The 22,584-nt window shown below is 61.6% G+C and carries 18 protein-coding genes, 1 tRNA gene and 1 rRNA gene (1 of these 20 running past the window's edge); 16 read left to right on the plus strand and 4 right to left on the minus strand.

Features of this window, described 5'->3' with window-relative positions:
- The first annotated feature begins 2 nt into the window (after nucleotides 1-2).
- Complete coding sequence (locus FP2506_RS14885) at nucleotides 3-1,313, plus strand: class I SAM-dependent methyltransferase (RefSeq protein WP_081448354.1); 1,311 nt, start codon at nucleotides 3-5, stop codon at nucleotides 1,311-1,313.
- 16 nt (nucleotides 1,314-1,329) lie between these two features.
- Here FP2506_RS14885 and FP2506_RS14890 read toward each other — a convergent pair whose 3' ends face one another.
- On the minus strand, nucleotides 1,330-1,509 hold the full coding sequence (locus FP2506_RS14890) for a DUF2256 domain-containing protein (protein WP_040490043.1): 180 nt from the start codon (nucleotides 1,507-1,509) through the stop codon (nucleotides 1,330-1,332).
- A gap of 105 nt (nucleotides 1,510-1,614) precedes the next feature.
- On the opposite strand from FP2506_RS14890, the gene FP2506_RS14895 reads away from it, so the two are divergent.
- The 5 genes from FP2506_RS14895 (at nucleotide 1,615) to leuD (ending at nucleotide 7,162) form a co-directional block, all read left to right on the plus strand.
- On the plus strand, nucleotides 1,615-2,388 hold the full coding sequence (locus FP2506_RS14895; protein ID WP_007068380.1) for a sulfate transporter family protein: 774 nt from the start codon (nucleotides 1,615-1,617) through the stop codon (nucleotides 2,386-2,388).
- A 123-nt stretch (nucleotides 2,389-2,511) separates the two neighbouring features.
- Nucleotides 2,512-3,957, plus strand: a complete 1,446-nt coding sequence (locus FP2506_RS14900; RefSeq protein ID WP_007068381.1) for a mannose-1-phosphate guanylyltransferase/mannose-6-phosphate isomerase — start codon at nucleotides 2,512-2,514, stop codon at nucleotides 3,955-3,957.
- A gap of 170 nt (nucleotides 3,958-4,127) precedes the next feature.
- The gene (locus tag FP2506_RS14905) at nucleotides 4,128-4,913 is read left to right on the plus strand and encodes an L-threonylcarbamoyladenylate synthase (RefSeq protein ID WP_007068382.1); all 786 of its coding nucleotides are present in this window, start codon (nucleotides 4,128-4,130) and stop codon (nucleotides 4,911-4,913) included.
- A gap of 211 nt (nucleotides 4,914-5,124) precedes the next feature.
- Nucleotides 5,125-6,540: a 3-isopropylmalate dehydratase large subunit gene (gene leuC, locus FP2506_RS14910; protein WP_007068383.1), complete on the plus strand. Its 1,416-nt coding sequence runs from the start codon at nucleotides 5,125-5,127 to the stop codon at nucleotides 6,538-6,540.
- A 1-nt stretch (nucleotide 6,541) separates the two neighbouring features.
- Complete coding sequence (gene leuD, locus FP2506_RS14915) at nucleotides 6,542-7,162, plus strand: 3-isopropylmalate dehydratase small subunit (RefSeq protein WP_040489174.1); 621 nt, start codon at nucleotides 6,542-6,544, stop codon at nucleotides 7,160-7,162.
- 505 nt (nucleotides 7,163-7,667) lie between these two features.
- On the opposite strand, the gene FP2506_RS14925 is transcribed toward leuD, so the two are convergent.
- A tRNA-Thr gene (locus FP2506_RS14925) sits at nucleotides 7,668-7,743 on the minus strand.
- A 276-nt stretch (nucleotides 7,744-8,019) separates the two neighbouring features.
- Between FP2506_RS14925 and FP2506_RS14930 the strand changes: the two genes are divergently transcribed.
- The 5 genes from FP2506_RS14930 to FP2506_RS14950 all read left to right on the plus strand — a co-directional run bounded on the left by FP2506_RS14930 (nucleotide 8,020) and on the right by FP2506_RS14950 (nucleotide 12,763).
- Complete coding sequence (locus tag FP2506_RS14930; RefSeq protein WP_040490047.1) at nucleotides 8,020-8,799, plus strand: 3-hydroxybutyrate dehydrogenase; 780 nt, start codon at nucleotides 8,020-8,022, stop codon at nucleotides 8,797-8,799.
- A gap of 406 nt (nucleotides 8,800-9,205) precedes the next feature.
- Nucleotides 9,206-9,628 (plus strand): 30S ribosome-binding factor RbfA, encoded by a 423-nt coding sequence (gene rbfA / locus FP2506_RS14935; protein WP_007068387.1) that lies wholly within the window; start codon nucleotides 9,206-9,208, stop codon nucleotides 9,626-9,628.
- Complete coding sequence (gene truB, locus FP2506_RS14940) at nucleotides 9,628-10,614, plus strand: tRNA pseudouridine(55) synthase TruB (RefSeq protein ID WP_007068388.1); 987 nt, start codon at nucleotides 9,628-9,630, stop codon at nucleotides 10,612-10,614. Before rbfA ends, truB begins: the two co-directional genes overlap by 1 nt.
- A 105-nt stretch (nucleotides 10,615-10,719) precedes the next feature.
- Nucleotides 10,720-11,811: a magnesium/cobalt transporter CorA gene (corA, locus tag FP2506_RS14945; RefSeq protein WP_148227591.1), complete on the plus strand. Its 1,092-nt coding sequence runs from the start codon at nucleotides 10,720-10,722 to the stop codon at nucleotides 11,809-11,811.
- A 1-nt stretch (nucleotide 11,812) separates the two neighbouring features.
- Complete coding sequence (locus FP2506_RS14950; RefSeq protein ID WP_007068390.1) at nucleotides 11,813-12,763, plus strand: alpha/beta hydrolase; 951 nt, start codon at nucleotides 11,813-11,815, stop codon at nucleotides 12,761-12,763.
- A gap of 27 nt (nucleotides 12,764-12,790) precedes the next feature.
- On the opposite strand, the gene FP2506_RS14955 is transcribed toward FP2506_RS14950, so the two are convergent.
- Nucleotides 12,791-13,411, minus strand: coding sequence for a Uma2 family endonuclease (locus FP2506_RS14955; protein ID WP_007068391.1), 621 nt, complete (start codon nucleotides 13,409-13,411; stop codon nucleotides 12,791-12,793).
- Nucleotides 13,412-13,580: 169 nt separating this feature from the next.
- On the opposite strand from FP2506_RS14955, the gene metH reads away from it, so the two are divergent.
- The 4 genes from metH (at nucleotide 13,581) to grpE (ending at nucleotide 20,353) form a co-directional block, all read left to right on the plus strand.
- Complete coding sequence (gene metH, locus FP2506_RS14960; RefSeq protein ID WP_007068392.1) at nucleotides 13,581-17,378, plus strand: methionine synthase; 3,798 nt, start codon at nucleotides 13,581-13,583, stop codon at nucleotides 17,376-17,378.
- A gap of 58 nt (nucleotides 17,379-17,436) precedes the next feature.
- Nucleotides 17,437-18,252 carry a 3'(2'),5'-bisphosphate nucleotidase CysQ family protein gene (locus FP2506_RS14965; protein ID WP_007068393.1) on the plus strand — a complete coding sequence of 272 codons (816 nt, stop codon included), beginning with the start codon at nucleotides 17,437-17,439 and terminating at the stop codon, nucleotides 18,250-18,252.
- 149 nt (nucleotides 18,253-18,401) lie between these two features.
- Complete coding sequence (hrcA, locus tag FP2506_RS14970; RefSeq protein WP_007068394.1) at nucleotides 18,402-19,499, plus strand: heat-inducible transcriptional repressor HrcA; 1,098 nt, start codon at nucleotides 18,402-18,404, stop codon at nucleotides 19,497-19,499.
- A gap of 164 nt (nucleotides 19,500-19,663) precedes the next feature.
- Entirely contained in the window at nucleotides 19,664-20,353 is a 690-nt protein-coding gene (grpE, locus tag FP2506_RS14975) for a nucleotide exchange factor GrpE (protein WP_007068395.1), read from the plus strand.
- Nucleotides 20,354-20,410: 57 nt separating this feature from the next.
- Here the strand turns inward: grpE and FP2506_RS14980 are convergent, their stop codons facing one another.
- A complete protein-coding gene (locus FP2506_RS14980) occupies nucleotides 20,411-21,610 on the minus strand; it encodes an MFS transporter (protein WP_007068396.1) in 1,200 nt (399 codons plus the stop codon).
- Nucleotides 21,611-22,537: 927 nt separating this feature from the next.
- On the opposite strand from FP2506_RS14980, the gene FP2506_RS14985 reads away from it, so the two are divergent.
- Nucleotides 22,538-22,584: ribosomal RNA gene (locus tag FP2506_RS14985) — 16S ribosomal RNA — on the plus strand (it continues 1,433 nt past the right edge of the window).

Consider the following 22,584-nt stretch of genomic DNA (forward strand, 5'->3'; position numbering starts at 1 on the left):
TGATGAGGGGACGTTCTTTGGCCAACAAGTCCGAACCGGGGTCATCCGCCGACGAAGCCCGGCTGAAGGCCATCGTCGCCCATGTGATCGCGGCGATGAGGCCGGGGTTTGCCGTCGAACTCTGGGATGGCGAGCGGATCGGACCGGAGGATGGGCCGGTTGTCGTTCTTTCCGACCCGGCCGGCCTGGCACGGCTGGCCATGCGCCCCTCGATCGGCCGGGTGGTCGCGCTCTGGATGGACAAGAGCATCGATTTCAAAGACGGCACGCTGTTCGATCTCGTCGGCAAGCGCTCCGAGACCCGCACCAAGGACGCCTTGAAGCGTATTGAGAAGAGCCAGATCGCCAAGGCGCTGCCGGCGCTGTGGCGGCTGTCGCGCAAGGCGGGCGCGGAGGAGAAGGACGGCACGGGTTCGGGCCGCAGCGGTTCCTCAAGGGAGGCGATCCAGTATCACTACGATGTCGGCAACGACTTCTACCGCCTCTTCCTCGACGAGCGAATGCTCTATTCCTGCGCCTATTTCGACGGCTGGCACGAGGATATCGGCAAGGCGCAGGAGGACAAGCTCGACATGATCTGTCGCAAGCTGCGGCTGAAGGAGGGCGAGCGCTTCCTCGACATCGGTTGCGGCTGGGGCGCGCTGCTGATCCACGCCGCCTTGCGATACGGCGTGACGGGGCAGGGCGTGACGCTCTCGGAGGAACAGTTCGATCTCGCGACCGCGCGGGTGCGGGAAGCGGGTCTCGAGGACAGGATCACCATCGAGCTGAAGCCGTTTCAGGAGCTTTCTGGCACGTTCGACAAGGTCGCCTCGATCGGCATGTACGAGCATGTCGGTTTCAAGAACCACGACGCCTATTTCTCGGCCGTCCGCAAGCTTCTGAGACCGAAAGGGCTATATCTTCACCACGCCATCACCCGGCCGGCGAAGAAGACTGAAAAGGCATTTCACCGGGGAACGCCAGAATACCGCGCGATCACCCGCTACATCTTTCCCGGTGCCGAACTCGACCATATCGGCCATTCGACGCGCATGCTGGAAAAACACCGCTTCGAGGTCCACGACATCGAGGACTGGCGCGAGCATTACGCACTCACCTGCAGGCTTTGGCACGACCGCCTGCTCGCCCGCTTTGACGAAGCCTGCGAACTCGCTGGCGAGCGCAAGGCGAGACTCTGGCTTCTCTATCTCGCCGGCTGCTCTCTCGGCTTTACGCGGGGCGGTATCCTGATCTATCAGACCCTCGCCTCCAAACGCGGCAAGGGCGGTGCCGAGTTGCCGCCGACCCGGCGCGATCTCTACGAGGCTTGACAGAGCAGACCGAGCGTCAACGCTCGTCGGGCTGCCTGACCGCCTGCCTAGGCGGCACGCCGGCCTTCGCCTCCTTCCGGCAGCGCTGGGAGCAAAATTTCACCTCGTCCCAGTTCTTTTCCCATTTCTTGCGCCAGACCATCGGCTTGCCGCACTGGACGCAGATCTTGACGGGAAGTTCGGACTTGGCGCTCATCGGCAGCGATATGGCCCGCGGTCGGGTTTCAACCAGATGCTTGTTGCGCCACGCCGGCATGCCTAGCTTGAAATCGTGTTCTTCGAACATCAACGGGATGCGGCCATGATTGTCACGAGCGCCCGGCTCGCCTTTTCAGACATTTTTTCCGAGCCGTTTCGCGCGGCACTCTGGAAGATGCTGGGGCTCGCCGCCGTTGTCCTGATTGCGTTGTGGTTTGCGATCAGCCTCGTCTTCGAGAGCTTCGCGCTGCCGCTTCTCGCCGATCTTGTTCCAGACCTTCCGAACTGGGTCGATCAGGCGGGAACGGCCGCCTCCTGGCTCCTCGGGCTGATGCTGGCGGTGCTTCTCGCGTTTCTCATCGGGCCGATCAGCGCGATCATCGCTGGGCTCTTCCTAGACGATGTCGCCGAGGTGGTGGAAACCCAGTCTTATCCCGGCGCCCCGAACGGCCGGGCAATGCCGCTCGTGCCGGGCATGATCCTCTCGGTGAAGTTCTTCGGCATCGTCATTCTCGGCAACCTCCTCGCGCTGACATTGCTGCTCGTGCCGGGAATCAATCTCGTCGCCTTCTTTCTCGTAAACGGCTATCTCCTCGGCCGGGAATACTTCGAATTCGCTGCCATGCGTTACCGGATCGGGGAGGACGCGCGCGAACTGCGCCAGCGGCACAGTTCGACGGTGTTCTTCGCCGGTCTCGTGATCGCCGCCTTCCTAAGCGTTCCGTTTCTCAACATCCTGACGCCGCTCTTCGCGGCATCCTTCATGGTGCATCTGCATCAGCGTCTGTCGGCAAAGCATGGCGAGCTGCCGGACCCGCGACAGAGCTTCGATCGGCGGATCGCTGGGGCCGAGCGTCGCGAAAGCCCGCGCGGCTGAAGTCTCGATAACCTGTTCAAAACCCTTTCCTGTGGTAATTGGGTCGAAAAGTGCAATCGACCGGAGCCGCGGTCGCATCATCCGTGCGCAGATCATCGCGTGCGATCCGGAGGGGGGGTTCTCATGGCCGCAGGCGATCCGAACGCAACCATCGTGCCCGTCATCCTGTGCGGCGGCTCGGGGACCCGGCTCTGGCCGGCCTCCCGGCGCACGCGGCCGAAACAGTTCCTTCCGCTCTTCGGCAACCTTTCACCGTTTCAGGCGACGCTGATCCGCGTCAACGCCGAGGGTTTCGGCAAGCCGCTGATCATCGCCAACACCGACCACCGATTCCTCGCCGCAGAACAGGCCGAGGAGATCGGAATCGATATCACGATCGTGCTCGAACCGGAGGCGCGCGATTCGGGGCCGGGGCTGGCTGCAGCTGCGCTCTTCGCCGCGAAGGAAGTCGCCTCCGATGCGCTGATCCTTGCGCTCGCCGCCGATCATCGCATTACGGATGTCGAAGGTTTCCGGCACACGGTGTCAGGCGCGGCGGATGTCGCACGGCAGGGCCATATCGTCACCTTCGGCATCGCGCCGGAAAAGCCGGCGACCGGCTATGGCTATATCGAGCCCGGCGAGGCGATGGCGGGCGCAGGGGATATCGAGGTGCGCAAGGCGAAGCGTTTCGTCGAAAAGCCCAACCTTGCGACGGCCGAGACCTATCTCGATGCGGGTTATCTCTGGAATTCCGGCAATTTCCTATGCCGCGCGGACGTTCTGATCTCCGAATACGAGGCGAGCGACGCCGAGACCGTCTCAGCCGTTCGTCGTTCCGTGGACGCAGCCGTGAAGGATCTCGATTTCGTGCGGCTCGATCCGGCCGCCTTCAAACAGGCCGGTAAGCGCTCGATCGACTACGCCGTCATGGAGCGTTCGGAGAGGATCGCGGTCGCGACTGCGGGCTTCGACTGGTCGGATATCGGCGATTGGGACGCGCTCGCCCCGATCCTCGATCGGGACGCGGACGGCAATGCGGTCCACGGTTCCTGCGTGTCGATCGGCTCGAAGGACAACGTCGTCTGGTCGACCGGCGCCTTCGTGGCATTCTCAGGCGTCGACAACCTTGTCATCTCGGTGACTGAGGATGCGGTGTTCGTCGCGGATCGCTCGAAGGGCGATCTGATGAAGAGCCTCGTCGAGAAGGTGAAAGGGGCGAACCCCGTTCTCACCGAGGAGCATCTCCAGAGCTTCCGCCCATGGGGCAATTACCGATCGCTCGATAAAGGCAACCGCCATCAGGTGAAGCGGATCGTGGTGAAACCCGGCGGCCGGCTATCGCTGCAGCATCACCATCACCGCGCGGAACACTGGATCGTGGTGCGCGGCCTCGCACTGGTGACGATCGACGAGCGGCAGTTCAAGCTGACGGAGAACGAGAGCACCTACATCCCGCTCGGCAGCGTCCACCGGCTGGAAAATCCGGGCAAGATCGATCTCGAACTGATCGAGGTGCAGACCGGCTCCTATCTCGGCGAAGACGACATCGTGCGGCACGAGGACATCTACGCCCGCGCGGACGCCTGATCCCTTCTAAGGGCTGAGACACTCCACTTCGGCGTTTTTTCTCTTTCAAAACGGCGCCGCACCGCCTATTGCGGCCTCCATTGCCGATTTTCGCGAGGCTTTCCGCCGCATCGCCCAAAGGGCGCTGCGCAGGGTGTTTCCCGCGTAACGAGACGTTTGATGGAGTGGACATGGCCGCCAAGGAAAAGACTGTCGCCTGGACCGGAGACCTGCAGAAAGACGGGCTGGACATCCTCACCCGCGGCGGCGGGATGATCGTTTCGCCGACCAAGGTCGGCTACATCATCATGGTGTCCGACAAGGGTGGCCTCGAGCGCAAGTTCGACGCCAAGGTCCGCAAGCGCAACAAGCCAGGCGTCGTCCTCTGCGGCTCGATGGAAGAGCTGAAGAGCCTTGCCGAGATGAACCCGGAGATCGAGGCCTTCTATCAGGCGCACTGGGACCGCAACATCCTGCTCGGTTGCATCCTGCCGTGGAAGAAGGAGGCGATTTCGAAGATTCCGGACGATGGGTCTCGTGACTTCGTGATGGACGGGCGTGAGACGAGCTGCTTCGTCATCCGTTTCGGCACGCCCTCGGAACAGCTCGCCGAGGCGCTCTGGCGCGATCACGGCAAGCTCGCCTTCGCCTCCTCGGCCAACCCCTCCGGCAAGGGCAACCGCGGCCTCGTAGAAGGCATCGGCGATCGCATCGAGGCGGAAGCCGATCTCATCATCTCGGCGAACGACTACGTCGCCTCGATCCAGCCGGACAAGGACGAGGGCTCGCGCTACGAACAGGGCGTGATGGTCTCGATGGTCGACGAGAAGGGCACGCTCGTTCCCGAACAGAAGGGCGAGCGCATGGTCTCGCCTGCCCCGATCCTCATCCGCAAGGGCCTCGACAACGACAAGATCATGTCGCTGCTTTCGGAGCATTTCCTGAGCTGGGATTATCGTCACGGCCAGTATTACTAAGGCGTTGCGGTTTTTCACGATGCGCGCGGCTCGTCATCCTCGGGCGCCGGGCCGAGGATACAGGCGATGGTCGCGTTGCCCGACGCTGCAAATTGCGCCGATGAGGAATATATCCGTTGGGTCCATGCTGGATCCTCGGGACGGTGCCCGAGGATGACGGCAAGATAAGGCGGCGGTACACGCCGCGTTCGAGAAGAGCCGGGACGTCGAAATGCCAAAAACCCTCTACGACAAGATCTGGGACAGTCATGTGGTCGCGGCGCAGGCGAACGGGCTGACGATCCTTTATATCGACCAGCATTTCGTCATTGAGGTCACCAGCCCGCAGGCTTTCGAAAGTCTGCGCGATGCCGGTCGGGCGGTCCGCCGCACCGAGGCGACGCTGGGCGTCGCGGACCATAACGTTCCGACCTTTTCTGGCCGCCGCGACGATCTCGCCGAGCCTGATTCCCGAGAGCAGCTGCGGCTGATGGCCGAGAACACGCAAGCGTTCGGCGTCACCTATTTCAACCAGACCGATCGACGGCAGGGCATCGTTCACGTGATCGGGCCCGAGCAGGGGCTGACGCAGCCCGGCATGACGATTGTTTGCGGCGACAGCCATACGGCAACCCACGGCGCGTTCGGCGCGCTCGCCTTCGGCATCGGCACGTCCGAGGTAGAGCACGTGCTGGCGACCCAGACGCTGCTCACCAAGCGCTCGAAGAACATGCGGATTTCGGTCTCGGGCACGCTGCCCTTCGGCGTGACGGCGAAGGATCTGATGCTGACGACGATCGGCAAGATCGGCACCGCCGGCGGCACCGGCCATGTGGTGGAATATGCCGGCGAGGCCATGCGCGCGCTTTCGATGGAAGGGCGCATGACGATCTCCAACATGTCGATCGAGGCCGGCGCACGGGCGGGGCTCTTCGCGCCCGACGAGAAGACCTATGCCTATATCGAGGGTAAGCCGGGCGCGCCGAAAGGCGCCCACTGGAGCCAGGCGATCGACTACTGGTCGACCCTGCCGAGCGACGACGGTGCCACCTACGACCGCGAGATCGAGTTCGCCGGCGCGGACGTCCAGCCAATGGTGACCTGGGGCACCAGCCCGGAGGACGTGATCCCGGTCTCCGGCACCGTGCCCAACCCAGACTCCGCAGCGAACGAGAAGAAGCGGCAGGCGATCCAGGCGGCGCTCGACTATATGGGCTTGAAGCCCGGTCAGGCGATCGGCGACGTGCCGCTCGACCGCATCTTCATCGGCTCCTGCACCAACAGCCGGATTGAGGATCTGCGCGCCGCCGCCGCCGTCGTCTCGGGCCATCGGATCGCTGACAGCATCACCTCGGCCATGGTCGTCCCGGGGTCGGGCCTTGTAAAGGCACAGGCCGAACAGGAGGGGCTCGACAAGATCTTCACCGAGGCCGGCTTCGAATGGCGCGAGCCCGGCTGCTCCATGTGCCTCGGCATGAATGCCGACAAGCTCTCGCCCGGCGAGCGCTGCGCCTCGACCTCGAATCGCAACTTCATTGGCCGGCAGGGGCCGGGTGGGCGCACGCATCTCGCCAGCCCCTCGATGACAGCCGCAGCTGCGATCGCCGGCCGTTTCGTCGACGTGCGCAGCTGGAATGGAGGCAGATAAGATGGAGAAGTTCGTATCCGTTACCGGGATCGCCGCGCCGATGCCAATCAACAACGTCGACACCGACATGATTACGCCGAAGCCGGTGCTGAAGGCCGTGACCAAGAAAGGCCTCGCATGGTCGCTGTTTCAGGAGCACCGCTTCAAGCCGGACGGGACGGAGAACCCGGAATTCGTCCTCAATCAGGAGCCCTGGCGGAACGCCAAGATCATTGTAAGCCTCGAAAACTGGGGCTGCGGCTCGTCGCGCGAGCACAGCCCCTGGGCGATGTACGACTTCGGCATCCGGGCGGTCATCGCGATCTCCTACGCCGACATCCACTACAACAACTGCTTCAAGAACGGCATCCTGCCCGTCACGTTGTCGCCGGACGAGGTGGACGTGGTGATGGAAGCGGCCAGGCGCGGCGAGGAGGTGACCGTCGACCTCGAAGATGAGGAGGTGCGGCTTGCCGACGGCACCGTCTTCGCCTTCGAGATCGAGGACTACCGCCGCGACGCCCTGCTGCGCGGCCTCGACGAGATCGGACAGACGCTCGATCAAGGCGATGCTATCTTTGCATTCGAGGAGAAGCAGCGAAAGGTCACGCCGTGGCTCTATGACCGCGAGCCGATCGAATGAAGCGCAAAGACGGCGACCGAGCGGTGCCTGCAACACGTCCTTCAGCAAGGCTTTTACTCTGATAAGCCGGCTTACCTGCTGTTTGTTTCGCTCGAGCGCTGCGTCGTGGTTTCAGTCGCGATAGCGCAGGATGCCGAGGACCCAGCACGCCAACGCGTCGAAATCGGCGAGGCGCCGTGGAATGCGGTCGGGCAGGTAAATTGCGCGCCTATGGCCGCTGCACCGGCGTCTTCATCGGACCACGCAAGGCGCTGACGGTGGGGCATTGCCTCTTCAATCGGCGCGCGCAGCGTTTCTGCGAAGTTCACGCTCGAATAGCAAAGCTGACATCGTGCTCTATCCTCGAAGGCTATTCCGGGGGCCCAATTTCGATCGGACCGGCAATCTCGTCGCCCATCGCTGCCAGGCAGCGAGAAGGATCTCGGCACAGTCCTCGCCGTCCGGCCGACGACACTGTTCGACTGAGATGAGTAAAGATTGGCGACTAGCTGAATTTGGGAAGAAATGGTGCCGCTTGCGTGACTCGAACACGCGACCTACGCATTACGAATGCGTTGCTCTACCGACTGAGCTAAAGCGGCCCGACCGGCGCTGCCGGCGAACTGCGCCCTGATAACGCCAAACGCGTTCACGTTCAAGCAGCGGGCCGGGCGAAAATTCCGGCACGGGCACACCGTGCAGCCGGTGTTTCGTCCCCGCAGTCAAGGCAAGGTTTGCATGCAACCGGCGACCAAGGCTTGCCGTTCGTGCTGCAGAGCACAAATCGTCTGACCGGGAAGGCAGGACAGGCCCGGCATGGCGTTCCAAGCGTCGAATCGCCGAGGTGCCGGAAGGCTGGACGGCAAGGAGATCTCATCATGCAACTTCAGGGCAATGTCGCGATCGTCAGCGGCGCATCCTCGGGTATCGGCCGGCAGATCGCACTGAGCTATGCCAGGGAGGGCGCGAACGTCGCCATCGGCGATATAGACATGGACGGTGCGAAGAAAGTCGTCGCGGAAATCGAAGATGCGGGCAGTAAGGGACTGGCCGTCGAGATGAACGTGACCGACGAGAGCGCGGTGAATGCTGGCGTCGACCAAGTGGTGGAGCGGTTCGGCAAGATCGATACGATGGTCTCGAACGCCGGCATCCAGATCGTCCATCCGATCGAGGATTTTCCGTACGATCAGTTCAAGAAGATGATCGACATCCATCTGGGAGGCGCCTTCCTTCTGACCAAGGCCTGCGTGAGGCATATGTATCCGCGGAAGTCGGGATCGCTGATCTATATGGGCTCGGTGCACAGCCACGAGCCCTCGGCGCTGAAGACGGCCTATGTCTCGGCGAAGCACGGCATTCTCGGATTGTCGCGGGTGATGGCGAAGGAGGGGGCCAAGCACGGAGTCCGGTCCAACGTCATCTGTCCGGGCTTCGTGAAGACGCCGCTGGTCGAAAAGCAGATTCCCGAACAGGCGGAAAGCCTCGGAATTTCCGAAGAAGAAGTGGTCTCGAAGATCATGCTCGGCGAGACCGTGGATACGGAATTCACGACACTCCAGGACGTCGCAGACGTTGCGGTTTTCCTAGCAGCCTTCAAAACGAATGCGCTGACGGGACAGTCGATCACGGCGAGCCACGGCTGGTATATGGCGTGATTCCGAGGCAAAATGCGATCTCGGAATACTGGTGACGAGCATATCTCTCCTGGTGACCCGCGGCAGGCAATATCGACCGCTGGGTATTCTGAGGGGCACTGGCTCACCAGAGAGGTCCGCCGGCCAGCAGGTTCTGGGTCGGATCGAAACATTGCGGGCGGAGTGCAGCCTCAGATTTGCTCGTAAGTGCGGTTGACATCTTCCGCCGGAGCCAGCAGGTAACGCCGCCTGAAACACGGACGGCCGGGCAAGTCCCATCCTTGGTGGCCGCCGCATCGAAACAAGAACTGATCGAACATGCAGCGCGGCCCGGGTGGGGCCGCCATTTGCTGTTGATGCCGAGGCACCCGGACCCGGGGCTGCCTGGCAGGAGCTTCGATCGAGCCCAGAGACCGAAAGGCCCGCCATGGCCCGATCCAAACCCAATGCCGGCCCAAGCCAGCGCCAGCTTTCAGTCGGTGAAAAGGTGCGCCACGCTCTGACCGAGGTGATGCAGCGCGGTGAGATTCGCGATCCGCTTCTCGAACGCGCGGTCGTCTCCGTATCGGAGGTGCGTATGTCGCCGGACCTGAAGATCGCGACGGCCTATGTGACCGTGCTCGGCCAAGAGGATATGCAGCCGTTCATCAAGGCGCTGAACGATCATGCGAAATTCATTCGCGGGCGAGTGACGCCCTCTCTCAAGCAGATGAAATACATGCCTGAAATTCGCTTTCGCGAAGATACATCCTTCGACAATTTCGCGCGCATCGACGCGCTCTTGAAGTCTCCCGAAGTGCAGCAGGACCTCAACCATGATGAGGACGATGCGAGCGGAGGGCGAAACTGATGGCACGCCGGGGCAAGAAGGCGAAGGGTCGGCCGATCAGCGGCTGGGTGATCCTCGACAAGCCGAAGGGTATGGGTTCGACCGATTGTGTCTCGAAATTGAAATGGCTCTACTTCGCGCAAAAATGCGGCCATGCCGGCACTTTGGATCCGCTAGCCACGGGGCTTCTGCCGATCGCATTCGGCGATGCGACCAAGACCGTTCCCTACGTGATGGACGGCCGCAAGACCTACCGCTTCACCGTACGTTGGGGCGTCCAGACGACGACGGACGACACCGAGGGCGAAGCGGTCGGGACCTCCGATCTGCGCCCGAACGCGGACGAGATCCGCGATCTCCTGCCGAACTATACCGGCGAGATCGAACAGGTACCGCCATCCTTTTCGGCGATCAAGATCGGCGGCGAACGCGCCTATGATCTCGCCCGCAGTGGGGAGGCGCCGGAGATCGAGAGCCGGATTGTGACGGTACACAGTCTCGGCCTTGTCGAGATGCCGGATGCCGACAGCGCCGTGTTCGAGGCCGAATGCGGTAAGGGGACCTATGTGCGCGCCATCGCCCGCGATCTGGGCCGCGATCTCGGCTGCTTCGGCCACATCACCGAACTGCGACGCACGACGGTCGGCGCGTTCACCGAGGAGGACATGGTGCCGCTCGACGAACTGATCGACGTCGCCGACGAGAACCGCGAGGAGTTGGACGAAGAGGCGATCGAATCCGGCGCGAAGGCCCGCATTCTCGATTTCGGGCCTCTGGACGAGTACATCATCGCGCCGGAGGCGGCGCTCTCCGAGCTCTACGAGGTGATGCTGAACGACGATCAGGCCGGGCGGGTGCTTGCAGGCAATTCCGTTCTCCTGCGTGGCCGCGACGCTCCGGCCTTCTGCGACGAGGCATTCGCTACCGGCCATGGCCGGCTGATCGCCCTCGGTGCGATCGATCAGGGCTCGTTCCATCCCAAACGCGTCTTCGGCGGCAAGGGATAGGCACGTTCGTCTGACTTTGGTCGCGGAACCGGCTACCGGCTCCTGCCTTACCTTTACCGATACTGGCTCCTGATTTTGAGGAGCGCGACGAAAGAGGGGGCGGCAGTGGTGGGAAACCCGTTCGGTAGAGGTCGAAGGCGAAAGGTTGAGAAGACCAAGCGATCAGAGATTGGCGCGCCGCCGGGCCAGCTTGTTGCCGACCCTGAGGCCGAACGCTCGCGCTTATGCTTTCGCGGGTTCGGAGGCGGGCGATACGAAGAGATTGCGGATGTCGATCTCGAAACCGCGTTCGCCAAACGCGATGAATGGCCGGTCGTCTGGCTCGACCTCACAGGACTTTCGGACGTCGATCTCGTGAAGCGGATTGGCTCGGCCTTCGGCCTCCACGATCTGGCGCTCGAGGACGTCGTCAATACGGACCAGCGGCCGAAGTGCGATGCCTACGCCGCCCATGCGTTCGTTGTGATGCGGATGCTGGACGCACAGGGGCGGTCCGAACAGCTTTCGGTGTTTTTCGGTGACGGATTCGTCCTCACCTTCCAGGAGCGGGCCGGCGACAATTTCGATCCCGTGCGCAAGCGAATCGCGAAGGGCGCACCGCGTCTTCATGCCGGTCGGTCCGACTATCTCGCCTACGCGCTGATCGACGCGGTGGTCGATGCCTACTTCCCAATCTTCGATGGACAGACGGAGAAGATTGACCGGCTTGAGGAAGAGATTTTCGAGGATGTCGACGCCGTCCAGGTGCCCGAGCTTCACGCCATGCGCCGCGAGATGCTTTACCTCAAACGCTTCGTGCGCCCGACGCGGGACGCCTTGAGCGCGCTGATCCGTCTGGAGCGGCCCTGGTTGAGCGAAGAGACGAAGATCTATCTAGCCGACGTGCAGGACCATTGCGACCAGCTGATCGACCTCAACGACACCTATCGCGATACCGCAGGTGGTCTCGTCGATTTACACATGACACTTTCGGCGGCGCAGACAAACGAGGTGATCAATCTCCTGACGATCATCTCCACCATCTTCATTCCGCTCGGCTTCCTGGCGGGCCTCTGGGGCATGAACTTCAACCCGGAGATATCCGAGTGGAACATGCCGCTCACCCAGTCGCCGATCGGCTATCCGGTAGCGCTCGGGCTGATGATCGCGATAGCGGTTGGTCTGTTGATCTACTTCAAAAAAAGGCGCTGGATCTAACATGCTGAGCGATCAGTCAAAAGCGGTTCTCGCCGATCTCGCGCGGAAGGCAGGCGTCCAGATAGCGCCCCGCGACGATGCGCAGAAGCTCGAACAGGCTCGGGCATTGACTGGGGCAATGGTCGATTATTCGGGTTCAGCGCCCGACGGTATACTGAGCGAGGAGATCGCGGTCGACGGGCCGGCGGGCGATATCCGCGTTCGGCTCTATAAGCCCGCGATGGCGGAGCGCACGAAGCTCTTGATCTGGTATCATGGCGGCGGAGCGATGGCAGGCTCGCTCGAAAGCCACGACACAGCACTCCGGCAGCTTTCGGCGGCGACCAGCCGGACGATTGCCTCGGTGGACTACCGCTTGGCGCCCGAACACGTTTCACCGGCGCCGCAGAATGACTGCATTGCGGCGACTCGGGCGCTGATGGCCAAGGCCGGCGAGCTCGGCTGCGATCGCGAAGAGATCACAATCGGTGGGGACTCCATCGGTGGGATGTTCGCCGCACTTGTCGCGATCGCCCTGCGCGATGCGGGCGATGCGATGCCCGAGGCGATGGTGATGTTATATCCGAACACAGACCTGCGTCCCGACCGGGATTTGAGGTCGCTGCATACGGAGGCCGGTCACGTGATGACCAAGGAGTCGCTGCTCTACGAGAACAGCCTCTTCGTGCCGAATGCGGCGGACCGGACATCGCCGACTGTCTCGCCACTCCTCGCTGACGATCTTACCGCCTTGCCGCGCACCCTGCTCGTCACCTGTGAGCATGACCCGCTGCGGGACGAGGGAGAGGCATTTGCCGACCGGCTGAGGGAGGGAGGGGTCGTGGTCGAGCACCATAGGCTCGACGGCACGATCCACGGCATCTTCCAGATGGCTGGCTGGATCGACGAGGGGTCCGCGATACAGAAGACGATTGGTCAATTCCTAGCGTCCGTAGAGCGGCCAGGACGGTGATTTCGCCTGTCAATCAAAGGTCCTGACTTAGCCCTTAAACGCCTCGTAATCGGCGAGGCACAGCGAGAAGCCCGGGACCGCCAGCGGTTCGAGCCGCTCCGTCGCCGCATGATCGGCGATCCAGGCGTAGCCGTCGGGGCCGGGATCGCGGAGGATGCGGGTCTTCAAGCGCGTTCCGTCGATCACCCAGAGTTCGCGCACGCCGAAGGAGGCATAGATGGCCGCCTTGGGGCCTTGGTCATAGGCGAGGCTGGACACGCCGATCTCGATCGCGAGGAGGCAGGTGGCTGGATCGAGATTCTCAATCCCCGAAGAACTCTCGTAGATGACGAAATCGGGTTCGAAGAAACTATCTTTCGTGAGCTTCAAGGTGGTTTCGGACGTCGTGAGGAAACGATCTGGGAGCTCTCGGTAAAGTGTCTTAGCGAGCCACGTCTTCAAACGTTCATGGCGCATGCCTTTTGGCGACATGGGCACGATCTCCCCACCGATCAGTTCGAACCGTTCGTGTTCGGGAATGACGCCGGTTTCTACGAAAGCCTCGATCTCCGAGACCGTAAAGCGGCGGCGCGGCAAGCCCTCGGCGGCCTGCGTGGTGTTCGGCAGGGGATCTCCAGCTTCCAGGACATCATGGGGCAGTGCGGACATTGTGAAAGCTTAGTGCCTTCTCGTGTTTCTGCCTAGTTATAAAGAGCGTTGGCCGGCGTTCTACGAGCCGCTCTGCGGGTCAGTCGGCGCCCGAGATCGCTCCATCAATTGTTGACATAAACATATCTTTATGTGATTTCGCGGGCAACTGATGAAAAGGGATCAATACATGTCCGACACGACCGACCAGCTCTTCGGCCCGATGACCGAAGGCCGGAATCCAGCGGAGACGCTTGAAGCCCTTACGCAAGCCGTTTCGGAACGCATCCTCGTGCTCGACGGTGCGATGGGTACGGAAATCCAGCTTCTCGGCCTCGGCGAGGAGGATTTCCGCGGTCACCGCTTCGGCAACTGCGAATGCCATCTGCAAGGCAACAACGACCTTCTGAACCTGACGCAGCCCAAGCAGATCGAGGATATCCATTACAACTACGCCATGGCCGGCGCGGATATCCTGGAGACCAACACGTTCTCCTCCACCTCCATCGCCCAGGCGGACTACACGATGGAGGATCAGGTCTATGAACTGAACCGGGACGGTGCGCGGCTTGCCCGCAGAGCGTGCCTGCGCGCGGAGGACACCGATGGCAGGCGCCGCTTCGTCGCCGGCGCGCTCGGACCGACGAACCGCACCGCCTCGATCTCGCCGGACGTCAACAATCCAGGCTACCGAGCCACCAGCTTCGACGAACTGCGCCAAGCCTATGGCGAGCAACTGCGCGGACTCATGGACGGCGGCATCGATCTTGTCCTCATCGAGACGATCTTCGATACGCTCAACGCGAAGGCGGCAATCTTTGCCTGCGAAGAAATCTTCGCGGAAAAAGGTGTGACGTTGCCGATTATGATCTCCGGGACGATCACCGACCTCTCGGGTCGTACACTTTCCGGTCAGACGCCGACCGGTTTCTGGCATTCGGTGCGCCACGCCAAGCCGTTCACCATCGGCCTCAATTGCGCCCTTGGCGCAGAAGCCATGAAGGATCACCTCGCCGAGATATCCAGCGTCGCGGACACCTTCGTCTGCGCCTATCCCAATGCCGGCCTGCCGAACGAGTTTGGCGAGTACGACCAGAGTCCCGAGGCTATGGGCGCCGAAGTGGAGAAGTTCGCCAAGGACGGTCTGGTCAATATCGTCGGCGGCTGCTGCGGCTCGACGCCCGATCATATAGCGGCCGTCGCCAAGGCTGTTTCCAAGCATTCACCGCGCAAGGTGCCCGAGAAGGAACCGCAGATGCGGCTTTCGGGCCTCGAGCCCTTCACGCTGACCAAGGACATTCCCTTCGTGAACGTCGGTGAGCGCACCAACGTGACCGGCTCAGCGCGCTTCCGCAAACTGATCAAGGAAAACGACTATCCTACAGCGCTCGAAGTCGCCCGCCAGCAGGTAGAGAACGGCGCGCAGGTGATCGACGTCAATATGGACGAGGGCCTGCTCGACTCCGAGCAGGCAATGGTCGACTACCTCAACCTCATCGCGTCCGAGCCCGACATCGCGCGTGTGCCGGTGATGATCGATTCCTCGAAGTTCGAGGTAATCGAGGCCGGCCTGAAATGCGTCCAGGGCAAGGGGATCGTCAATTCGATCTCCATGAAGGAAGGCGAGGAGAGCTTCAAGAAACAGGCGCGGCTCGTGCGCGAGTACGGTGCGGCGGTGGTCGTCATGGCTTTCGACGAGACCGGCCAGGCTGACACCAAGGATCGCAAGGTCGAGATCTGCGAGCGTGCCTACAGGATCCTCACCGAGGAGGTCGGCTTCCCGCCGGAAGACATCATCTTCGATCCGAACATCTTCGCGGTGGCGACGGGGATCGAGGAGCACGCCAACTACGGCGTCGACTTCATCGAGGCGGCGCGTGAGATCCGCAAGAAGATGCCGCTCGTCCATATCTCGGGCGGCGTGTCGAACCTTTCTTTCTCGTTCCGCGGCAACGATGCCGTGCGCGAAGCGATGCATGCCGTCTTCCTTTACCATGCCATCAAGGCGGGCATGGACATGGGCATCGTCAATGCGGGCCAGCTGATCGTCTACGATGCGATCGACGAAGAACTCCGCGAGGCCTGCGAGGATGTGATCCTCAACCGCGCCCCGAAGAACGGGGAAGATGCGACCGAGAACCTTCTCGAGCTTGCCGAACGCTACAAGGACAAGGGCGGCTCGAAGGGCAAGGAAAAGGACCTCTCCTGGCGCGAGAAGCCGGTCAACGAGCGCCTGTCCCATTCGCTCGTCAACGGCATCACCGACTTCATCGAGGAGGACACGGAAGAAGCGCGTCAGAACGCCGAACGTCCGCTTCACGTCATCGAAGGCCCGCTGATGGACGGAATGAACATCGTCGGCGACCTCTTCGGCGACGGCAAGATGTTCCTGCCGCAGGTGGTGAAATCGGCACGCGTGATGAAGCAGGCCGTCGCCTACCTCAACCCGTACATGGAAGCGGAGAAGAGCGACGACGACGAAGCCAAGGGTAAGATCCTGATGGCGACGGTGAAGGGCGATGTCCACGATATCGGCAAAAACATCGTCGGCGTCGTTCTCGCCTGCAACAATTACGAGGTGATCGACCTCGGCGTCATGGTGCCCGCAGCAAAGATTCTCGAAGAGGCCAAGAAGAACAAGGTCGATATCATCGGCCTCTCGGGTCTGATAACGCCGTCACTCGACGAGATGGTGAATGTCGCGGCCGAGATGGAAAAGCAGGACTTCCAAGTCCCGCTGCTGATCGGTGGCGCAACGACCAGCCGTGTCCACACGGCGGTGAAGATCCATCCGGCCTATACGAAGGGGCAGGCGATTCACGTGAACGACGCCTCGCGCGCTGTCGGCGTCGTATCGTCGCTTCTGTCGAAGGAGACCCGCGCGAGCGCGATCCAGAAGGTGCGTGATCAGTATGCTGAGGTTGCCGAGAAGCACGAGCGCTCCGAACGTGACAAGAAGCGTCTGACGCTCGCCGATGCACGCGCCAACGCAGTGAAGATCGATTGGAGCGCTTACGCGCCAAAACAGCCGAGCTTCACTGGCATCAGGGTCTTCGAGGAGTGGGATCTCGAAGATCTCGCCAAGACTTTCGACTGGACGCCTTTCTTCCAGTCCTGGGAGCTGAAGGGCCGCTATCCCGCGATCCTCGACGACGAGAAGCAGGGCGAGACGGCGCGCTCGCTATTCTCCGATGCGCAGGAGATGCTCAAGAAGATCATCGACGAGAAGTGGTTCACCCCGAAGGCCGTCATCGGTTTCTGGCCGGCCAATGCCGTCGGCGATGACATCAAGCTCTTCAGGGACGATAGTCGGAAGGACGAGCTTCAGACCTTCTTTACCTTGCGCCAGCAGCTGACCCGGCGTGGCGAGCGGCCGAACATCGCCCTGTCCGATTTCGTCGCCCCGAAGGACAGTGGCGTCAAGGATTATGTCGGGGGCTTTTGCGTCACCGCGGGGCTCGAGGAGGCAGAAATCTCCAAGCGCTTCGAGAACCAGAACGACGACTATAATTCGATTCTGGTCAAGGCGCTTGCCGACCGCTTCGCTGAAGCTTTCGCCGAGCGCATGCACGAACGCGTACGCAAGGAGTTCTGGGGTTATGAGCCGGACGAGGACCTTTCCAACGAAGATCTGATAGCCGAGAAATATGCAGGCATCCGTCCGGCACCCGGCTATCCGGCTCAACCGGATCACACCGAGAAGGAAACTCTCTTCGAGCTGCTCGATGCGAAGGAGAAGATCGGCGTGCAGCTGACCGAAAACTTCGCCATGTGGCCAAGCTCGTCAGTCTCCGGCCTCTATATCGGCCATCCGGAATCGCATTATTTCGGAGTCGCCAAGATCGAGCAGGATCAGGTTGCTGACTACGCCGAGCGTAAGGGGATGGCGGTCGAAGAGATCGAGCGTTGGCTCGGCCCGGTTCTCAACTACACGCCGAAGCCCACGGTCGGGGATGAGGTTCAGATCACGCAGGAGGCCGCCGAGTAGGCGGCTCCCAACCTTTCCCGGATAATCTGCGCTTCACAATTTTCGAAAGGGAGCCGCGGTGAGCAGCGTCACGACGGCGGACATCGATCCGAACGACATCATCGCCGCTGTCCGTGCCGGGATGGACGCGATCACCGGGATAAGGGCGAAGATCGACGTCGAGTACAAGGTCGACGAGTCGCCCGTAACTGTTGCTGACCGGGCCGCAGAGACCGCGATCACGTCTTATTTGGAAGCGCGCTACAAGCTGCCGATCGTCGCCGAGGAACGCTTTTCTGCAGGGCGTATTCCTGAGGTGAGCGATGTCTTCCTGCTTGTCGATCCGTTGGACGGCACAAAAAGCTACATCGCAGGCAAACCCGACTACACTGTCAACATTGCGGTTGTCGAAAAGGGCGTTCCAGTCTTTGGCTGCGTCGGTGTGCCGGAAACGGGGGCAGTCTATTACGGCGGGCTCGGACTGGAGCCGGCACTCGAGAAGGGCGGCGAAACGGTAAAACTCGGCGTGCGACAGGCAGGTGAATCGCTCGACGTTGTCGCGAGCCGAAATCACCTCAGCCCGGAGACCACCAAATATCTCGATGGTCTCACCGTCGCCGACCGTAAATCGATCGGCTCCTCTCTGAAGATCTGCATGATCGCCGAAGGGAAGGCGGATCTCTACCCGCGCTTCGGCCGCACCATGCAATGGGATACGGCCGCGGGCGATGCTGTGCTGAGGGCAGCCGGCGGGCGAGTGGTTACGGTTTCAGGCGAGCCACTCGCCTATGGCCGCACGCACGAGCCGGACGAGGACATCTACGCCAACGGCTTCTTCATCGCGCTCGGGGATCCGGCGCTGCTTGATCGGGATGGCGTGCTTCCAAAGGGTTAAGGAATGTGCGGATAACTGGGCCTGCCCCTGACCGCCGACCGCCTCGCTGTCTTGCGTCGGCGCCCCAACAGCCGAAGTCGACGGCGATTTGCGGATGAAACTGTCACAAGCCGTTTCATCCGGCCGCGAAACTATCTAGTCTCGCTATCATGACCGAATTGAAGCATCCGCTCGGTGAAATGCCTCAGCCCCTGGACGCCCGCTCGCGTGAGATCTTCAGGCTCATCGTCGAAAGCTATCTCGACCAGGGAGTGCCCGTCGGCTCGCGTATGCTTTCCAAACTGCTCACCACTTCGCTTTCGCCCGCCTCCGTTCGCAATGTGATGAGCGATCTCGAAGCTCTCGGCCTTATCTATTCGCCTCATGTCAGCGCCGGAAGGATGCCGACCGAACTTGGCCTGCGTTTCTTCGTCGACGCTTTTCTCGAGGTCGGCGATCTCGCCGCATCGGAGCGGGAGGAAATCGAGGAGAAGGTGCGGCTCGCCGGCGACGGCCGTTCTTTCGACGGCCTCCTGACCGAGGCGAGTCAGCTTCTTTCGGGGCTCTCGCGCGGGGCCGGTATCGTCTTGACCGCGACCTCCGATCTGCGCCTCAAGCATATCGAGTTCATTCGCCTGGAGCCCACCAAGGCGCTCGCCGTACTCGTCGGCGTGAACGGCGAGGTGGAGAACCGGCTGTTCGATCTGCCCGCTGGCGTCACCCCCTCTCAGTTGACCGAGGCCGGCAATTTCCTCAACGCCCACGTGGCTGGGCGGACGCTGCCTGAGGCACGGGCGCGAATCGACCATTTGAAGAACGAAACCAATGCCGCGCTCGACGTCCTCTCACAGCAACTGGTGGACGAGGGCCTCGCGGTCTGGTCGGAGGTCGGCGGCGACCAGCCCTCCCGGCTCATTGTACGGGGCCGGGCGAACCTTTTGGACAACGTTTCCGCAACCGAAGATCTGGAGCGCCTACGTCTCCTCTTCGACGATCTGGAAAGCAAGAGCGGCATGATCGAACTGCTCGGCCTTGCCGAGAAGGGCGATGGCGTGCGCATCTTCATCGGCAAGGAAAACAATCTCTTCTCACTCTCCGGCTCTTCACTCGTGGTTGCGCCCTATGAGAAGCAGGCGGCGGGCTCGGGACCCGAGCGGGTGATCGGCGCCGTAGGCGTCATCGGACCGACGCGGCTCAACTATCGACGCATCGTACCGATGGTCGACTATACCGCCCGACTGGTCTCGCGACTTTTGTCCCGGACCTGAGCTTCAGCTGTGCGTCCAGACTTGATTTTCCCGCGCGTCAATTCGATATGCGCGGTCGAGTTAGTGACAGTTTCCGATAGCACCCGAAGCAAACCTCAAAGACAGGCGTGCTTCCGTGCGGTGTTGTCGGACCAAGGCATGACCGACGAAGGACAACGCGACGCATGACGAGCGATACCGGCAGAAGCGAATTCGCAAATCTCGAAGGCGAGAACGACGAAACGCTTGCTTTCGACGACGCTGAGGGCACTCTGGAAGGCGAGGAAACGGCGGAGCGATATGAGGCCCGCATCATCGAGCTCGAAAGCGAGAATGCCGACGTCAAGGATCGACTGATTCGGCTTGCGGCCGATATGGAAAACCTGCGCCGGCGCACCGAGCGCGACGTGAAGGACGCGCGCAATTACGCGGTGACGAATTTCGCACGGGAGATGCTCTCGGTCGCCGACAATCTGCGCCGTGCGCTGGATGCCGTTCCGGAAGAAGCTCGTGCCGGCGGCGAGAGCGGGCTCACGGCCCTTATCGAAGGTGTCGAAATGACAGAGCGTGGGCTCCAGGCCACACTCGAAAAGCACGGTGTGAAGAAGCTGGATCCTGAAGGCCAGAAATTCGACCCGAATTACCATCAGGCGATGTTCGAAGTGCCGAACCCCGATGTGCCGAACAATACTGTGGTTCAGGTGGTTCAGGCCGGCTACGCCATCGGCGAGCGGGTGCTGCGCCCGGCCATGGTGGGCGTCGCGAAAGGCGGTCCGAAACAGGCGGCATCGAAGGCAGACGCTTCGATCATGGAGCACGACGAGGCAAACGAGCAGACCACCGGTCAGGCGAGCGCGCCGGGCAGTTCGCTTTAAGCCCCCATCGAGAGTTTCGTCGAGCCCTCGGAGCCGATCAGCTCCGAGGGCTCTCGTTTAAGCGCCGCGATCGCCCCGATCGGCTCGCTTCAACAGCCCGGCCGACAGGATGATCGCAAGGGAGATCGTCGCGAGCGCCGCGAAGATCGTCTTGAAGCCATAGGCATCGGCGACGATGCCGACGATTGCCGGCGCGATCAGTCCGCCGGAATAGGCGATTGCAGAGGCGATTGAGATGCCCGTTCCGTCGGCGAGCCGCTTCAGATTGCCAGCAGCTGAGAAGGCAATCGGTACAACGTTCGACATGCCGATGCCGAGGATCAGAAACCCGATCAGAGCGACCGGCAGCGAGGTCGCCAGGATCAGAACGACGAGGCCTGCGAGGGCGATCAGGAGCGAGGCTCGGACGGTCCGCACTGCTCCGTATCGCTCACGAATACCGTCGCCGAAGAAGCGAAACAGCGCCATGGTGAGGGAGAAGGCCGCGAAACCGAAACCGGATGCTGCGAGCGAAACGCCGAGTTCGTCGCGCAGATAGACCGCGCTCCAGTCGATGACGACTCCTTCCTGAACAAAGCCACCAAGGGCGATGACGCCGATTGCGACGGCGAGAAGAAGCGGTGTGCGCTGGGCGGCGAGGATTTGGCGCATCGACAGTCGGCCTATGGCATCCGCTGGGGTAGCGTTCCGCCGATCTTCCAGCATGTTGGGCGCGATGTAGACCAGTGCGAGCGCGGCGAAGCTTGCGACGACGAGCGTGTGGCCCAACGGGCCGAAGCCTTCGATCAGCGCGCCGCCGATTCCGGCACCTGCGACCGCACCGAGAGACCAGAAACCGTGGCAGGACGACATGATCGCTCGGTCCATGGATCTTTCCACCGAGACGGCATTGGCGTTCATCGCGACATCCATGCCCCCGAGACCGACCCCGAAGATGAAAATCGCGAATGCTGTCAGCGCCGGATGCGGTGCCGCAATGAGGCTGGCGACGGAGACCGCTAGAAGGGCTTGGGTTGCGATGGAAACCTGACGTGATCCACGCCGCGCAATCAGTGCACCGACTACCGGCATTGCAACGACGGCGCCGAGGCCGAAGATAAGGACCATGAAGCCATATGTCGCTGGCGTCAGGCCCAGCCTTTCACCGAGTACCGGCACTTCCGGCGTCCAGCTGCCGATCGCAAAGCCATTGACGAAGAAGGCAAGGCTGACGGCGGGGCGGATCGAATTTACGTACGAACGGACGGTCTGCGACATGCGGTTGGCCTTGTCAGGGTATGGAGCGCACAACGGACCCCATCGGTGTCCCGTTGCAGTATGCGAGACCGCCTGACGAGAAAGTCGGCGCGATGCAAATGACGACTTGCTGATCGCCATGCCGTTGGTCGGGCCTTCCAGGCGTCTGACTGCCTTTGCTTCCTTTTGTGCCTGATTGTTTTCTTTGTTCAGGTGACGTTTGGTCCGCTTATTTTGCGGGCTGTGGCGCTTGTTTTGGCATTTTGCTGCGGTGCGAGATTTGTTGGAAAAAACTGGTTTGGCGGTGTTGACGGTTTGGATTTGATTGGCCTATATGCCGCTCATCGACGGCGCGGGGCCGCCGGCGAGCTCTTCAGCTCGCTCTGGTTCCGGGTTTCGAGGCGGCGGTCCTGAGTTAGGGATTGTGGTGATCGGCGGAGACGCTGGTCGGGTCTTGAAGCTTTTGCGGTGTCACTCCATATCGGCGAAGCGCTTTCGCCCTCCGGGTTCTGGTCTTTGATCGAACGGGCGGGATGGAAGCTTGTTTCTCCAAACGGACGGGTGAGGGGCCTCGGTGAGGCGTTGATCTGATGTCCGGCGCAGTCATTCAATGTCTGCGTGATCTTTGACAAGTTGGTTATGTAATTGAGAAGAAAGAGAGACGTGGGCGGCGTTTTGCGGCTCCCGGCTTCTTGGGCGGTACCTTTGCCGTTCGGGATGACTGGGGAGAGCTTTTGAACGCTGACTTATGTCTTGTCTTTCGAAGCATAGATGACGTTGGTTGTTTGGCTGGTTCGGGTTTTGGCCTGGGCTGGTGGATGATCGGCGATGCCGGGTCTCATTTTGGTCTTGTTGGCTTTCGGGCTGGCTGGATTTTTTGGGGTCTGGTTCTTTCGTCTTTTTGCTTTGAGCAAGCGACAGAAGGTCAGGGTTTAACCTCTTTTGATCGAACCTGAGAGTTTGATCCTGGCTCAGAACGAACGCTGGCGGCAGGC

Source organism: Fulvimarina pelagi HTCC2506, assembly GCF_000153705.1.
In the GTDB taxonomy this organism is placed as follows: domain Bacteria; phylum Pseudomonadota; class Alphaproteobacteria; order Rhizobiales; family Rhizobiaceae; genus Fulvimarina; species Fulvimarina pelagi.

Bases quoted from the DNA above. Each gene is read 5' to 3' on its own strand.
- FP2506_RS14885 (WP_081448354.1), top strand. From the start codon at position 3: ATGAGGGGACGTTCTTTGGCCAACAAGTCCGAACCGGGGTCATCCGCC.
- FP2506_RS14890 (WP_040490043.1), bottom strand. From the start codon at position 1,509: ATGAGCGCCAAGTCCGAACTTCCCGTCAAGATCTGCGTCCAGTGCGGC.
- FP2506_RS14895 (WP_007068380.1), top strand. From the start codon at position 1,615: ATGATTGTCACGAGCGCCCGGCTCGCCTTTTCAGACATTTTTTCCGAG.
- FP2506_RS14900 (WP_007068381.1), top strand. From the start codon at position 2,512: ATGGCCGCAGGCGATCCGAACGCAACCATCGTGCCCGTCATCCTGTGC.
- FP2506_RS14905 (WP_007068382.1), top strand. From the start codon at position 4,128: ATGGCCGCCAAGGAAAAGACTGTCGCCTGGACCGGAGACCTGCAGAAA.
- leuC (WP_007068383.1), top strand. From the start codon at position 5,125: ATGCCAAAAACCCTCTACGACAAGATCTGGGACAGTCATGTGGTCGCG.
- leuD (WP_040489174.1), top strand. From the start codon at position 6,542: ATGGAGAAGTTCGTATCCGTTACCGGGATCGCCGCGCCGATGCCAATC.
- FP2506_RS14930 (WP_040490047.1), top strand. From the start codon at position 8,020: ATGCAACTTCAGGGCAATGTCGCGATCGTCAGCGGCGCATCCTCGGGT.
- rbfA (WP_007068387.1), top strand. From the start codon at position 9,206: ATGGCCCGATCCAAACCCAATGCCGGCCCAAGCCAGCGCCAGCTTTCA.
- truB (WP_007068388.1), top strand. From the start codon at position 9,628: ATGGCACGCCGGGGCAAGAAGGCGAAGGGTCGGCCGATCAGCGGCTGG.
- FP2506_RS14950 (WP_007068390.1), top strand. From the start codon at position 11,813: ATGCTGAGCGATCAGTCAAAAGCGGTTCTCGCCGATCTCGCGCGGAAG.
- FP2506_RS14955 (WP_007068391.1), bottom strand. From the start codon at position 13,411: ATGTCCGCACTGCCCCATGATGTCCTGGAAGCTGGAGATCCCCTGCCG.
- metH (WP_007068392.1), top strand. From the start codon at position 13,581: ATGTCCGACACGACCGACCAGCTCTTCGGCCCGATGACCGAAGGCCGG.
- hrcA (WP_007068394.1), top strand. From the start codon at position 18,402: ATGACCGAATTGAAGCATCCGCTCGGTGAAATGCCTCAGCCCCTGGAC.
- grpE (WP_007068395.1), top strand. From the start codon at position 19,664: ATGACGAGCGATACCGGCAGAAGCGAATTCGCAAATCTCGAAGGCGAG.
- FP2506_RS14980 (WP_007068396.1), bottom strand. From the start codon at position 21,610: ATGTCGCAGACCGTCCGTTCGTACGTAAATTCGATCCGCCCCGCCGTC.